The sequence below is a fragment of the Streptomyces griseicoloratus genome, assembly GCF_014534645.1.
GTDB classification, from domain to species: domain Bacteria; phylum Actinomycetota; class Actinomycetes; order Streptomycetales; family Streptomycetaceae; genus Streptomyces; species Streptomyces griseicoloratus.
Window position 1 is genome coordinate 1 of sequence record NZ_JACVQF010000241.1, and the last position, 13,070, is coordinate 13,070.

At 70.4% G+C, this 13,070-nt stretch carries 8 protein-coding genes and 1 pseudogene; 7 read left to right on the top strand and 2 right to left on the bottom strand.

Features of this window, described 5'->3' with window-relative positions:
- The 6 genes and pseudogenes from H0H10_RS38800 to H0H10_RS38825 form a co-directional block, all read left to right on the top strand.
- Positions 1-93, top strand: a pseudogene (locus H0H10_RS38800) (phosphocholine cytidylyltransferase family protein); the annotation flags it as partial.
- Positions 81-1,142, top strand: coding sequence for an iron-containing alcohol dehydrogenase family protein (locus H0H10_RS38805; RefSeq protein WP_188185947.1), 1,062 nt, complete (start codon positions 81-83; stop codon positions 1,140-1,142). The pseudogene H0H10_RS38800 and the gene H0H10_RS38805, both read left to right, overlap by 13 nt.
- 204 nt (positions 1,143-1,346) lie before the next feature.
- The gene (rplU, locus tag H0H10_RS38810) at positions 1,347-1,667 is read left to right on the top strand and encodes a 50S ribosomal protein L21 (protein WP_004001309.1); all 321 of its coding nucleotides are present in this window, start codon (positions 1,347-1,349) and stop codon (positions 1,665-1,667) included.
- A 14-nt stretch (positions 1,668-1,681) separates the two neighbouring features.
- Positions 1,682-1,936 carry a 50S ribosomal protein L27 gene (rpmA, locus tag H0H10_RS38815; protein ID WP_188185948.1) on the top strand — a complete coding sequence of 85 codons (255 nt, stop codon included), beginning with the start codon at positions 1,682-1,684 and terminating at the stop codon, positions 1,934-1,936.
- A 146-nt stretch (positions 1,937-2,082) separates the two neighbouring features.
- Positions 2,083-3,519, top strand: coding sequence for a GTPase ObgE (obgE, locus tag H0H10_RS38820; RefSeq protein ID WP_188185949.1), 1,437 nt, complete (start codon positions 2,083-2,085; stop codon positions 3,517-3,519).
- A gap of 202 nt (positions 3,520-3,721) precedes the next feature.
- Positions 3,722-5,758 carry a glycosyltransferase family 4 protein gene (locus H0H10_RS38825; protein ID WP_309142008.1) on the top strand — a complete coding sequence of 679 codons (2,037 nt, stop codon included), beginning with the start codon at positions 3,722-3,724 and terminating at the stop codon, positions 5,756-5,758.
- An 82-nt stretch (positions 5,759-5,840) separates the two neighbouring features.
- Here the strand turns inward: H0H10_RS38825 and H0H10_RS38830 are convergent, their stop codons facing one another.
- Together H0H10_RS38830 and H0H10_RS38835 are read right to left on the bottom strand one after the other, a co-directional pair.
- Entirely contained in the window at positions 5,841-9,404 is a 3,564-nt protein-coding gene (locus H0H10_RS38830) for a bifunctional glycosyltransferase/CDP-glycerol:glycerophosphate glycerophosphotransferase (protein WP_188185950.1), read from the bottom strand.
- A 23-nt stretch (positions 9,405-9,427) separates the two neighbouring features.
- Positions 9,428-11,662, bottom strand: a complete 2,235-nt coding sequence (locus H0H10_RS38835; protein ID WP_188185951.1) for a bifunctional glycosyltransferase/CDP-glycerol:glycerophosphate glycerophosphotransferase — start codon at positions 11,660-11,662, stop codon at positions 9,428-9,430.
- Between the two features lie 335 nt (positions 11,663-11,997).
- On the opposite strand from H0H10_RS38835, the gene galE reads away from it, so the two are divergent.
- Positions 11,998-12,969, top strand: coding sequence for a UDP-glucose 4-epimerase GalE (gene galE / locus H0H10_RS38840; protein ID WP_188186062.1), 972 nt, complete (start codon positions 11,998-12,000; stop codon positions 12,967-12,969).
- Positions 12,970-13,070: the final 101 nt, after the last annotated feature.

The following is a 13,070-nucleotide window of genomic DNA, read 5'->3' on the forward strand; positions in this document are numbered from 1 at the left end:
GTCGACGTGGCGCCGATCGGCGACGTCAAGTGGGTCGAGATCGACAACCACGACGACCTCGCCGAGGGCCGGGAGATCGCGTGCCGGTACTGACGAGGCTCATCCCGTCGCCGGTCGTCGTCGACATCCGCCCGGGAGCCCTCGACGACCTGGCGAGTGTCCTCGCCGACCAGCGGATCTCGCAGTCGGGCAGGCTCGCCGTCGCGATCAGCGGCGGCTCCGGGGCACGGCTGCGCGAGCGGCTGTCCCCGTCGCTGCCCGGCGCCGAGTGGTTCGAGGTCGACGGCGGTGCCATCGACGACGCCGTGCGGCTCGCCGACGCGGTCAAGGGCGGCCGTTACGACGCGGTGGTGGGGCTCGGCGGCGGCAAGATCATCGACTGCGCCAAGTTCGCCGCGGCGCGCGTCGGCCTGCCGATGGTGGCCGTGGCCACCAACCTGTCCCACGACGGCATCTGCTCGCCCGTGTCGATCCTCGACAACGACGCGGGCCGGGGTTCGTACGGCGTACCGACGCCCATCGCGCTCCTCGTCGACCTCGCGGTGATCCGCGAGGCGCCGATCCGGTTCGTGCGCTCCGGGATCGGCGACGCCGTCTCCAACATCTCCGCGGTCGCGGACTGGGAGCTGGCCCACCGGGTCAACGGCGAGAAGGTCGACGGCCTGTCCGCCGCCATGGCCCGCCAGGCCGGCGAGGCCGTGCTGCGCCACCCCGGCGGCTGCGGCGACGACGCGTTCCTGACCGTACTGGCCGAGGGGCTGGTGCTGTCGGGGATCGCGATGTCGATCGCCGGGCACACACGGCCGTCCTCCGGCGCCTGCCACGAGATCAGCCACGCGCTCGACCTGCTGTACCCGGGGCGCGCGGCCAGCCACGGCGAACAGGTGGGCCTCGGCGCGGCCTTCGCGACGCATCTGCGCGGCGACCACGAAGGCTCCCGGCTGATGGCCGGGGCGCTGCGCCGGCACGGGCTGCCGGTGGTGGCGCAGGAGATCGGGTTCGGCGACGACGAGTTCGTCCGGGCCGTGGAGTACGCCCCGCGGACCAGGCCCGGCCGGTACACGATCCTGGAGCACCTCGAACTGCCGCCGGCGCGGATCAAGGAGGCGTACGCCGAGTATGTCGCGTCGGTGGGCGGCTGAGCCGGCGCTCCGGGGCCCGGAGCCCGGTTTGACCCTTGTGGGGCAGGCCCCGTACTCTTGACCGTCGGCGTGTCGACTGACCCGCCACATCCCCGTAAACCTCTTCCTCCCGGGCATGCGAGTGACCGGGAGAGGCCGCCCGCGTCTGTCGCCGGGCGGCTGGACTGCGGGGGTGCCGTTCCCGAGCGAGAGAGTGAGTTCCGCGTGTACGCGATCGTGCGCAGCGGTGGTCGTCAGCACAAGGTTGCTGTCGGCGACATCGTCGAGGTTGACAAGATTTCCACCGCCAAGGTCGGCGACACGGTCGAGCTCTCGACCCTGCTCGTTGTCGACGGCGACTCCGTGACCAGCGACCCGTGGGTGCTGGCCGGGATCAAGGTCCAGGCCGAGGTCGTGGACCACCACAAGGGCCAGAAGATCGACATTCTGCGCTACAAGAACAAGACCGGCTACCGTCGTCGTCAGGGCCACCGCCAGCAGTACACGGCGATCAAGGTCACTGAGATCCCCACGGCTGCGAAGTAAGGGACTGAGAACAGATGGCACACAAGAAGGGCGCATCGTCCACCCGGAACGGTCGCGACTCCAACGCCCAGCGGCTCGGCGTGAAGCGCTTCGGCGGTCAGGTCGTCAGCGCGGGTGAGATCCTGGTCCGCCAGCGCGGCACCCACTTCCACCCGGGCGCGGGCGTCGGCCGCGGCGGCGACGACACGCTGTTCGCGCTGCAGGCCGGCTCGGTGCAGTTCGGCACCAGCCGTGGCCGCAAGGTCGTGAACATCGTTCCGGTCGCCTGAGTCTCTTAGACCAGGGCTTCCGTAGAGCGATTCGTCGAGGCGGACCTCACTTCCCGTTCGGGGAAGAGGGTCCGCCTTTGACGTGTTACAGCTAAGACATTCCCGTACTTCTCTGTACTTTCCGTACTTTCTGGAGGCACCGAACCATGACCACCTTCGTGGACCGCGTCGAACTGCATGTCGCCGCGGGTAACGGAGGCCACGGCTGTGCCTCCGTCCACCGTGAGAAGTTCAAGCCGCTGGGCGGCCCGGACGGCGGCAACGGCGGCCGTGGCGGCGACGTGATCCTCACCGTCGACCAGTCCGTGACCACCCTGCTGGACTACCACCACTCCCCGCACCGCAAGGCCACCAACGGCAAGCCCGGCGAGGGCGGCAACCGCTCCGGCAAGGACGGCCAGGACCTGATCCTGCCCGTCCCCGACGGCACGGTGGTCCTCGACAAGGCCGGCAACGTCCTCGCGGACCTGGTCGGGCACGGCACCTCCTACGTGGCCGCGCAGGGCGGCCGGGGCGGCCTCGGCAACGCGGCGCTGGCCTCCGCCCGCCGCAAGGCCCCCGGCTTCGCGCTGCTCGGCGAGCCCGGGGACCTCCAGGACATCGTCCTGGAACTGAAGACCGTCGCCGACGTGGCACTCGTCGGCTACCCGAGCGCCGGCAAGTCCTCGCTCATCTCCGTGCTGAGCGCGGCCAAGCCGAAGATCGCCGACTACCCCTTCACGACGCTCGTGCCGAACCTGGGCGTGGTGACGGCCGGTTCGACGGTCTACACCGTCGCGGACGTCCCCGGTCTCATCCCCGGCGCCAGCCAGGGCAGGGGGCTGGGCCTGGAGTTCCTGCGGCACGTGGAGCGGTGCAGCGTGCTGGTGCACGTCCTGGACACCGCCACGCTGGAGTCCGACCGGGACCCGCTCTCCGACCTGGACGTCATCGAGGCCGAGCTGCGCGAGTACGGCGGCCTGGACGACCGGCCCCGGATCGTCGTCATGAACAAGATCGACGTGCCCGACGGCAAGGACCTCGCCGAGATGGTCCGGCCGGACCTGGAGGCCCGCGGCTACCGGGTCTTCGAGGTGTCCGCGGTCGCCCACATCGGGCTGAAGGAGCTGTCCTTCGCGCTGGCCGAGCTGGTGGCCAAGGCCCGTGCGGCCCGGCCCAAGGAAGAGGCCACGCGCATCGTCATCCGGCCCAAGGCCGTCGACGACGCCGGCTTCACCGTCACCCGCGAGGAGGACGGCCTGTTCCGGGTGCGCGGCGAGAAGCCCGAGCGCTGGGTGCGGCAGACCGACTTCAACAACGACGAGGCCGTCGGCTACCTCTCCGACCGCCTGGGCCGCCTCGGTGTCGAGGAGGAACTGGTCAAGGCCGGCGCCCGCGGCGGCGACGGCGTGGCCATCGGACCCGAGGAGAACGCGGTCGTCTTCGACTGGGAGCCGTCGATGACGGCCGGCGCCGAGATGCTCGGCCGCCGTGGCGAGGACCACCGCTTCGAGGCCCCGCGCCCGGCCGCCCAGCGACGCCGGGACCGGCAGGCCGAACGGGACGAGGCGCAGCTCGAGTTCGACGACTTTGAACCCTTCTAGGCCTTTTCCCGTCTACCAGGGTGACCGCACCCGCGGGCCGGCGCGCGAGCGCTGCCCGCAGGGTTGCGGAGGTGTGTCGAGTCCGTGACCTCCGGTCGAACGGCTGTGTGTACTTTGTGGTGAGGATGTGGCCGCCTGTGGTCGGCCAGGGGTGGGGGCGGAAGGACCAGCCGTTTCCCCGTAGCAGAGAGAAGCCCGCAAAGTGAAGATTGCATTTCTCGTCCGGGACCTGTGCCACATGGGGGGCGTGGTCAGCGCGACGCAGAACCTCGCCGGGGCGCTGGCCGAGCGGCACGAGGTCGAGATCGTGGCGCTGCGCAAGGTACGGGACGAGTCGTACTTCCCGCTGGACCCGCGGGTGTCGGTGCGGGTGCTGAGCGACATGCGGCCGCACTCCCCGGTCTCCGACGTGGACGACCCGCTCTCCGACAAGTTCCCGCTGATCTACCCGCTCAACGCCGGCGCCAAGACGCCGGTGGTGAGCAGGCTCGCGGAACTCCGGCTGCTGGAGTACCTCGAGACCACCGACGCCGACGTGGTGGTCAGCTCCAGCCCGCGCAACACGATCATGCTGGCGCAGGCGCGCGGTGACTACCTGAAGGTCACCCAGGAGCACTCGATGCCCGCCATCTACGCCACGGACATCAAGGAGCGCCTCTTCCCGGCCTACCGGCACCTGGACGCCCTGACGGCCCTCACGCCGGAGGAGGTCGCCAGCATCGCCAAGCAGGTGCCCGCGGTGCGCAACCGTCTCGCGGTGATGCCCAACTGTGTTCCCGCCTCCCCGATCCGGTCCACCGGCACCAACAAGGTCGTGGTGTCCGCGGGCCACCTGACCGACAACAAGAACCACGCCCTCCTGATCGAGGCGTTCGCCAAGGTCCACGCCGTCGCCCCGGACTGGACGCTGCGCATCTACGGCCACGGCGCCGAGAAGAAGAAGCTCCGGGCCCGCATCGAGGAACTGGGGCTGTCGAACAGCATCCTGCTGATGGGCCAGACCTCCCCGGTGACCCCGGAGTTCGGCAAGGGCTCGATCTTCGTCCTGCCGTCCAAGCGGGAGGCGTTCGGCAACGTCGTCGTCGAGGCGATGGCCGCCGGGCTGCCCGTCGTCGCCACCGACGCCGACCACGGGCCGCGCAACATCCTCACCGACGGCGAGGACGGTCTTCTCGTGCCGCGCGGCGACGTCGACGCGATGGCCGACGCGATCCGGCGGCTCGTCCAGGACGACGAGCTGCGCCTGAAGATGGCCGCCGCCGCCGTGCGCAACGCCGAACGCTTCCACGAGAGGGCGAGCCGCGAGCGCTTCGAGGCCATTCTCGAAGAGGCGTTCGCCCGCAAGGAACTGCCCCGGCACGCCACGGCCCGGGTGGACCGGGAGGGCTCGGTCCACGTCGCCGTGGGCCCGCTGCCGGCCAGCGCGGGCCCGACCGACCTGGTGCTGCGCAAGGCGGGCGCCGGCGGCGACGAGTTCCGTTTCGCCTTCTCCCCGGGGGGCGACGCCCTGGTGCCGTGGGACGCCGGTGTGCCGCACGGCGTATGGGAGCTGTCCCTGGCCACCCACACGGGCCGGGAGGTGGCGCTCGGCACCGACGGCTACGGCTGCGACACCCGGGACCTGCTCGCCGTCGAACTGCCCCGCACCGAGGGGCCGTCCCTGGCGCTGCTGCTGCCGCACCGGCACGAGGACGGCGGCCTGCGGCTGCGCAGTGCCCGGCGTGACGTCCACGCCGAGGTGGGGCCGGTCCGGGTCGACCAGCAGGTCATCGCCCTGCGGGCCGAGCTGTGGGGTGCGGAGCCCGCCGACGGCGCGGTCGTGGAGGCCGTGCACCGCAGGAACAAGGAGCGGGTGCTGTCCTTCCCGCTGCGGGTCGCCGGCGACGGCTGGGTGGAGACGGACATCGACTGCCCGGCACTGGTGCGGGAGCACGGCGACGCCGACGACAAGGAAGTCATCTGGGACTTCTTCCTGCGCCCCGCCTCCGGCGCGCCCCTGGTGCCGCTGGCCAAGCTGGCCACCGACGTGCTGGAGCCGATCAACGTCTTCACCTTCCCGCGTCCGGTCATCAGCGGCCCCGCCGCTCCCTCGCCCACCGTGCTGACCCGGGTGGTGCGCAAGTCCCGCAAGGCGCTGGGCCAGACGCCCGCGCCGCGGCCCCCGGCGCGCGTCCGCACGGAGCTGCGGCCCTACTTCACGGCGCTGAGCCAGTTCGCGGTGAAGACCGTCCGGCTCTGACCCCGGCATCCACGGCACGAACGAGGGCGGGGCCCGGAGGAGACGTTCCTCCGGGCCCCGCCCTCTGTGCGCTCCGCGCGGGTCAGATCTCCCGCGCCTGCTCCAGCATCCGGTCGACGACACGCTCGGAGGCGTGACCGTCGTCCAGGTCGCAGAACAGGTGGTGGAAGCGGTCGAAGCGCTCCTGGTACTCGGCCTGGACCCGGTCGATGTCCCGGATGGCGTCGACCAGTTCCTTGGAGTTGTTGATCAGCGGACCGGGGGAGTCCTGCTCGAAGTCGAAGTAGAACCCGCGCAGCGTGTCCCGGTAGTGCTCCAGGTCGTACGTGAAGAACAGCATCGGCCGCTTCAGGTGCGCGTAGTCGAACATCACCGACGAGTAGTCCGTGATCATGATGTCCGCCGCGAGGTACAGGTCCGCGATGTCCGGGTACTCCGAGACGTCGAACACGAAGCCGTTGCCCGCGCCGGGCACCGCGTCCACCACGTTGGAGTGGCGGCGGATCAGCAGCACGTGGTCGTCGCCCAGGCGGCGCTGGGCGTCTTCCAGGTCGATGCGCAGGTCGAACAGGTACTGCCCGGCGCTGTGGGACTGGTCGTCCCGCCAGGTCGGCGCGTACAGGACGACCTTCTTGCCCTCGGGCAGGCCCAGCTGCTTCTTCACCCGCTCGGCGATCTTGTCCCGGTCGGGCGAGTACAGGTAGTCGTTGCGCGGGTAGCCCGCCTCCTGGATCTCACCGTCGTAGGAGAACGCCCGCTTCAGGATCGGCGTGCTGAAGCGGTTGGAGGACACCACCAGGCTCCACTGCTTCGCCTCCAGCGCCAGCTTCTCCTGGTAGCGCCGGTCGAAGTGCAGGGTGTCGATGTCGTGCCCGATCTTCTTCAGCATCGTGCCGTGCCAGGTCTGCACGATGACCTGGCCGGGCCGGCGCTCGATCCAGTCGGGGAGGTGGGCGTTGGTGACGATGTAGCGGCTGGAGGCCAGGGCCTCGTACCACTCCCGGCCCCACATGCGGACCCGCTCGATGCCCTCCGGCAGCACGACCTGGCCGTCGCGGACCGCCCACAGGTGCTTCAGGTCGGAGCCGCGGCGCATCAGCTCCTCGTACATCGCGCGCGGGCTGTCCGAGAACTGCTTGCCGTTGTAGCTCAGGTAGAAGACCTGGTCCTTCAGCGGCTGCTGGAAGAGCGGCTCGTACACCTCACGGCGCAGCTGCCGCTGACGGAACGGGCCGCGCTCCAGGTCGCTCAGCTCGGAACGCGCGTTGAGCTGCGGGAAGTCGCCCCAGCGGTTCTCCAGCCAGTAGCGGCGGCCGCCGAGTTCGGCCTGGACCGGGAAGGCGTCGGTGGCCAGCCGGTCGACCACGAAGGGGACGTCGGCGGCGTCGGCCTCCTCGGGCCGCAGGAAGAGGTTCCAGCGGCCGGCGCGCAGCGGCACGGTGCCGTTGCCGCCGAGCGTCGAGGGGTCGAAGGAGACCTCGAAGCGGCCGCCGTCGAACCAGCGGGTCTCGACGAACCGCTCCTCGTAGCGGTTGCGCGGCTTGAGCAGGAAGCGGGAGCCGGACAGCCGCGGATCGGCGTGCGCGGTGAGGACGATCCGGCCGTCGCGCACGGTCGCACCGTCGATCACGGCGCGCCGGGTGCGGCCGGAGAACTTCAGGAAGCCGGTGTGACCCGCCACCACGGCCAGTTCGCACCGGTGCGCCTGGTCGCCCAGCGACGCGGGCAGCGGGAACTCGGCGTCGGACAGCCCCTCCTGCATCACCGTGCCGAAGCGGCGCTCCTTGCCCGCCCGGTCGGTCGCGACCAGCACGGTGGACCAGGTCCGCTTCTCCGGCTGGGCCTCGGCGTCCACGCCCTCGTGGAAGACCAGCGCCACGTCGGCCACCGGCACCTCGACCGAGAACGCCTGACCGGAGCCGTCGCGCGACACGGAGACGGGGTACTCCAGCGTCTCGGCGCCCTTCTGGTTCTTGACCCGCAGCACCACCTGCTCGTCGGCGGCCAGCGGCTCGCGGATCTCACCGGTCACCTTGATCCGGTCGCCCTCCAGGGAGCGGCCGGTGATCAGGGCGCGGACCTTCTCGATGCGCAGCTTCAGAGCGCCCCGCTCGATGGACGGCAGCAGCCGGAAGTCCGGGCTCAGCCAGTGGTACGGCGGGAAGTTGCAGGCCGCGCCGCCGCTGGAGTGGACGGCGGTGCGCCGGACCAGGCCGGAGGAGAAGATGCCGAGGCCCACGTGCCACAGCGCCTCCTGCCACTCGCCGCCCTTGCGGAGGCGGGCGGGGTCGATGGTGACCTCCCAGCCGGCCCAGTCGTAGTTGTAGCGGTCCTGACCGGAGTCGGTGGTGACCTCGGGCCGCAGCAGGTTGCGGGCGGGGAGCAGGATGCGCCGGCGGGAGCGGTCCTTGCGCAGCTGGAGCACCTTGACCGAGGACTTGCGGGAGGGCAGGTCGATCTTGTCGATCCAGGCGTTGCCGGACAGCACGAGCTTGCCGCCGGACCACTGCACCTGCTGCAGTGGGGCGCGCATGCGCAGGTGCTGGTCGATGCGCAGCGCCTCCTTGGGCAGGTGCAGATCGGCACCTTCCAGAGAGGGCCAGGAGGCGTACTTGCGGACCAGACCGCTCACCTCGGGCGTCTCCCGGCGCCGCTGGCCGGCCAGCAGCGCGATCAGCTCCTCCATCTGGTGCTTGCGCACCAGCAGCCACTGCACGCGCAGTTCGGCCGGGAGGTCCATGACGAGCTTGGGGTCGATGCTGTCGAGGAAGCGGTTGGCCGAGCGCAGGAACTCCGCCCGGTACTCCTCGTCGCCGTCCGGCACCACGTTGAGGAACAGCCGCAGGTCGTCCCTCAGGACACGGGTGTCGTACTCGCGCTTGAGCCGGGCGTAGGTCTCGCCGGGCTGCTCGGCGAGGAAGGCGCTGATCTCCATCACGGAGGTGACGCGGTCGCGCACACCCGCCGGGTCGGTGCGGCGCTGGGTGATGGACGGGGCGGACTCGCCCTCGCGCAGCCGCCAGAAGTAGCAGGGCTCCGAGATGACGTCGACGCTCTCGGCGAGGTAGTGGGCCCGCATGGTGACCGGCGTGTCCTCGTAGAGCCGGCCCTCGGGGAAGGCGAAGCCGTGCTTCTCCCAGAAGGTGCGGCGGAAGACCTTGTTGCACGCGATGCGGTCGGCGACGAGCTTGGCGTAGCGGGAGATGTGGGTGCCCACCCGGGCCTCGCCGGCCAGCATCCGCATCAGCGGTACCTGCCAGGTCTTCTCGCCCCTGAGGTGGAAGACGTTGCCGGTGGCGAAGTCGGAGCCGCTCTCGTCGAGGCTGCCGACCATCAGCCGGTAGGCGTCCGGGGGTATGAGGTCGTCGCTGTCGACGAAGGTCAGGAACTCCGACTCCGGCGCCAGGTGGGCCATGCCGGTGTTGCGGGCGGCGCCGAGACCGCCGTTCTCCTTGCGTATGAGCTTGAAGCGCGGGTCGCGGGAGGCGTACTCCTCGGCGATGGCGGCGGAGCCGTCCGGCGAACCGTCGTCCACCATCAGCACCTCGAAGTCGCGGAACGTCTGTGCCGCCAGCGAGTCCAGACAGGCGGGGAGATAACGCTCCACGTCGTAGATGGGGACGATGACACTGAGCCGAGGGGCCATGGCTTGGTGATCTCCTATCAAGGTCAGGCCCGCTCGACCAGTTCGAGCGCCTGGGCGGGAGTCGGGGCGTGGGGGCGTTCGTCGAACGGGACGACGGGCAGCGGCGTCCGTTCACCGAGGAAGACGCGCCGCACGACGCGTTCGGCTGCGTGTCCGTCGTCGAATTCGCAGAAACGCCGGCGGAAGGCGTCCCGGCGCTCGGCGGTCTCCGGGTTGTCGTACTCGCCGGAGGCGAGGAGCCGGAGCAGCTCGGCCTGGGTGGTCGCCACCGCGCCCGGCGGCTCCTCGAGCAGGTTGAAGTAGGTGCCGCGCACGGCGGAGTAGACGTCCCAGTCGGGGGCGTAGCTGATGATCGGACGGTCCAGCACGGCGTAGTCGAACATCGCCGAGGAGTAGTCCGTGATCAGGGCGTCCGCGGCGAGGTACAGCTCCTCCACCCGGGGGTGCCCGGAGACGTCGACGATCCGGCCGGTGCGGCGCAGTTCGGCGACGTGCGGGGAGCTGCCGTAGAAGTAGTGGCCGCGCACCAGCAGGGTCACGTCGGGGCCGAGTTCCTTCGCGAACCGGGCGAGGTCCAGGGGCGGGGTGAAGCCCGGCTGGTACTCGCGATGGGTCGGCATGTACAGGAACGCCTTGGTGCCGTCGGCCAGTCCGAGAGCGGCACGGGCCCGGCGCACGTCCTCGGGGCCGGCGTTGACGAGGACGTCGTTGCGCGGGTAGCCGGTCTCCAGCGTGGTGTAGGAGCAGGGGTAGACCCGCTCCCAGACCACGGTCGAGAACCGGTTGGAGCTGATGCTGAAGTCCCAGCGGTCGCAGCGCTCCAGCAGCTTGACGAAGTCCATGTCCGTGGAGGCCGGGTACTTCTGCTGGTCCAGGCCCATGGTCTTCAGCGGAGTGCCGTGGTGGGTCTGCACATGGATCTGGCCCTCGCGCTTGACCACGGCGTCCGCGAAGTTGACGTTGTTCACCAGGTACTTGGCACGGGCCAGGGCCGCCCAGTACTCGCGGGAGCCCACGCGGACGTAGTCCACGCCCTTGGGCACCCGGGCCACGGCGTCCGGCCGGATGGCCCACACGCGGCGCACGTGCGGGGCGAGACGGGCCAGTTCGGCGTCGATGGCGGCGGGGTTGCAGGAGACGCTGCGGCTCCAGTACGCGGAGAACAGGGCCAGGTTCTCGTCCAGCGGCATCCTCAGCTGGGACTGGTAGAAGACGCCCATCGCGCTGCGCTTGGACCGGTTGATGGCGGTGCGGGCGCGGGTCCTGGCCGTCTGGCGGAGCTTCACCGCGGTCATGGCGCTCACCATGGTCGCGTACGCGTCGCGCTCCAGCATCCCGTACTTGTGGCCGCGGCCGCCGCCCGGCCGCTCGAAGCCCTCGGGCAGGCGGGCGCGGTAGTCGGCCGAGGCGCGGTGGAAGAACTCCGCCCGCGCGTCCTGCGGCAGGCGGCCCGGGCGCTCCAGAATGGTCAGGTAGTGGTCGACCATCTTGCGGAACAACGGGCCGCGCCACTCGGCCAGTTCCTCGTGCGCGTCGAGGTAGTCGAAGACGCGGCGGTACTGGTCGAAGACGTCGAAGTGCTTGCGGCTGACCGTCTTGAGGATGTTGCCGCCCTCGCGGCGCTGCCGGTAGTGCACGCAGACGCGGTCCAGCAGGGCGATCCGCTCGGCGCTGATCAGGGAGCAGAACGTCCAGGGGGCGTCCTCGTAGTAGCCGGGCGGGAAGGTGAGGCCGGTACGGGCGATGAAGTCGCGCCGGTAGGCCTTGTTCCAGACGATCTGCAGCAGGTCGAGCAGTTTCGGGCGCTCGGCGAGGGAGAAGGTCCGCGTCTCGTCGTCGCTCTTGAGCAGGTCCGCCCGCAGGTTGGGGCGGATCCTGCCGTCCCAGTAGGTGCGGGCGTAGTCGTAGATGAGTATCTCGGGATTGCCGGTGGCTTCGAGCCGGTCGGATATCGCCGTGAGCGCACCGGCGGACAGCGTGTCGTCACTGTCCAGAAACAGGACGTAATCGCCCTCGGCCTTTTCCAGTCCGGCGTTGCGCGCCCGCCCCAGCCCCACGTTTTCCGTGAGGTGAATCACACGAATCCGCGTGTCCCGTTCCGCGTACTCGTCGAGAATGGCCCCTGACCCGTCCGGCGAACAGTCGTCGACCGCGATGATCTCGAAGTCCGTGTAGTCCTGTCCGAGCACGGAGTCAAGGCACTCGGGCAGATAGCCCTGCACCTTGTACACGGGGACGACGAGAGAGAGTTTGGGCATCCTTACAACCTGTTCCGAGAACTGACCACGGGACCGCGGGCTGGTACCGGAACGCGCTCCGGGCGCCGGTGGGCCGGGAGCGCGCCGCCGGATCAGCGTAAAGGATTCACGTGAAGTTTCCGCGGGCACGGTAGCCGGACAGTCTGTGGCTTGCCACTGCCGGAAATGGCCGGATCCGGAGGCTTGAATCGGTCCCTTGGAAGCGGCTGGAGAACTTCCTCACATTCAATCCCCCCTGTCCCCTTTTATTGACTTCCGTCCCATGCGCCCGACTCGATTTTCGCGAGCCCAGGAACGAGTCTGCACCCAGAGACGGAGACCTGGGAGGCATGAGGATGAGCTGGCTGGTCACGGGCGGAGCCGGGTACATCGGCGCGCATGTGGTGCGCGCGCTGGTCGAGGGCGGTGAGCGCGTGGTCGTGTACGACGACCTGTCCACCGGCAGCGCCGACCGGGTGCCCGCCGGGGTGCCGCTGGTCGTCGGCAGCGTGCTGGACCCGGCCCTCCTGGAGCGGGCCATTCGTGACCATGCTGTGACAGGTGTGGTGCACATCGCGGCCAAGAAGCAGGTGGGGGAGTCGGTCGAGCAGCCCCTGCGCTACTACCGGGAGAACGTGACGGGCCTGCAGACCCTCCTGGAGGCCATGACGGCCTGCGGGGTGGACCGGCTCGTCTTCTCCTCGTCCGCCGCCGTCTACGGCATGCCGGACGTGGACCTCGTCACGGAGGACACCCCGTGCGCGCCGATGAGCCCCTACGGCGAGAGCAAGCTGATCGGCGAGTGGCTGATCAGTGCCGCCGCGCGCGCCCACGGCGTCCGCGCCGCGTCGCTGCGCTACTTCAACGTCGCCGGCGCGGCCGCCCCCGAACTGGCCGACTCCGGTGTGTTCAACCTCATTCCCATGGTCTTCGAGCGCCTGGAGGCCGGTGACGCCCCGCGGATCTTCGGCGCCGACTACGACACGCCCGACGGCACCTGCGTACGGGACTACATCCACGTCCTGGACATCGCCTCCGCCCACCTCGCGGCGGCCCGGCGGCTGACGGACGCCCCGGCCGGAACGGCGCTCACCCTCAACATCGGACGCGGTGAGGGCAGTTCGGTCCGGGAGATGGTGGACCGCATCCTCAAGGTCACCGGCCAGGAGGACGTCGCCCCCCAGGTGACCGCCCGCCGGCCCGGCGACCCGGCCCGCGTCGTCGCCTCCGCCGACCGCGCCCGCGAGGAGCTGGGCTGGTCGGCCCGGCACGGCCTCGACGACATGATCGAGTCGGCCTGGCAGGGCTGGTGCCACCGACGCGGCTGAGCCGGCCGGAGACGACAGGAGGGCACTCCGTACGCCCGAGGTGACGTACCCCACTTCCCGCGCCCCCGGCGCGCGTTGCCGCCCCGCGTGCCGGTGGTGCC

Bases quoted from the DNA above. Each gene is read 5' to 3' on its own strand.
- obgE (WP_188185949.1), top strand. From the start codon at position 2,083: ATGACCACCTTCGTGGACCGCGTCGAACTGCATGTCGCCGCGGGTAAC.
- H0H10_RS38830 (WP_188185950.1), bottom strand. From the start codon at position 9,404: ATGGCCCCTCGGCTCAGTGTCATCGTCCCCATCTACGACGTGGAGCGT.
- H0H10_RS38835 (WP_188185951.1), bottom strand. From the start codon at position 11,662: ATGCCCAAACTCTCTCTCGTCGTCCCCGTGTACAAGGTGCAGGGCTAT.
- rpmA (WP_188185948.1), top strand. From the start codon at position 1,682: ATGGCACACAAGAAGGGCGCATCGTCCACCCGGAACGGTCGCGACTCC.
- galE (WP_188186062.1), top strand. From the start codon at position 11,998: ATGAGCTGGCTGGTCACGGGCGGAGCCGGGTACATCGGCGCGCATGTG.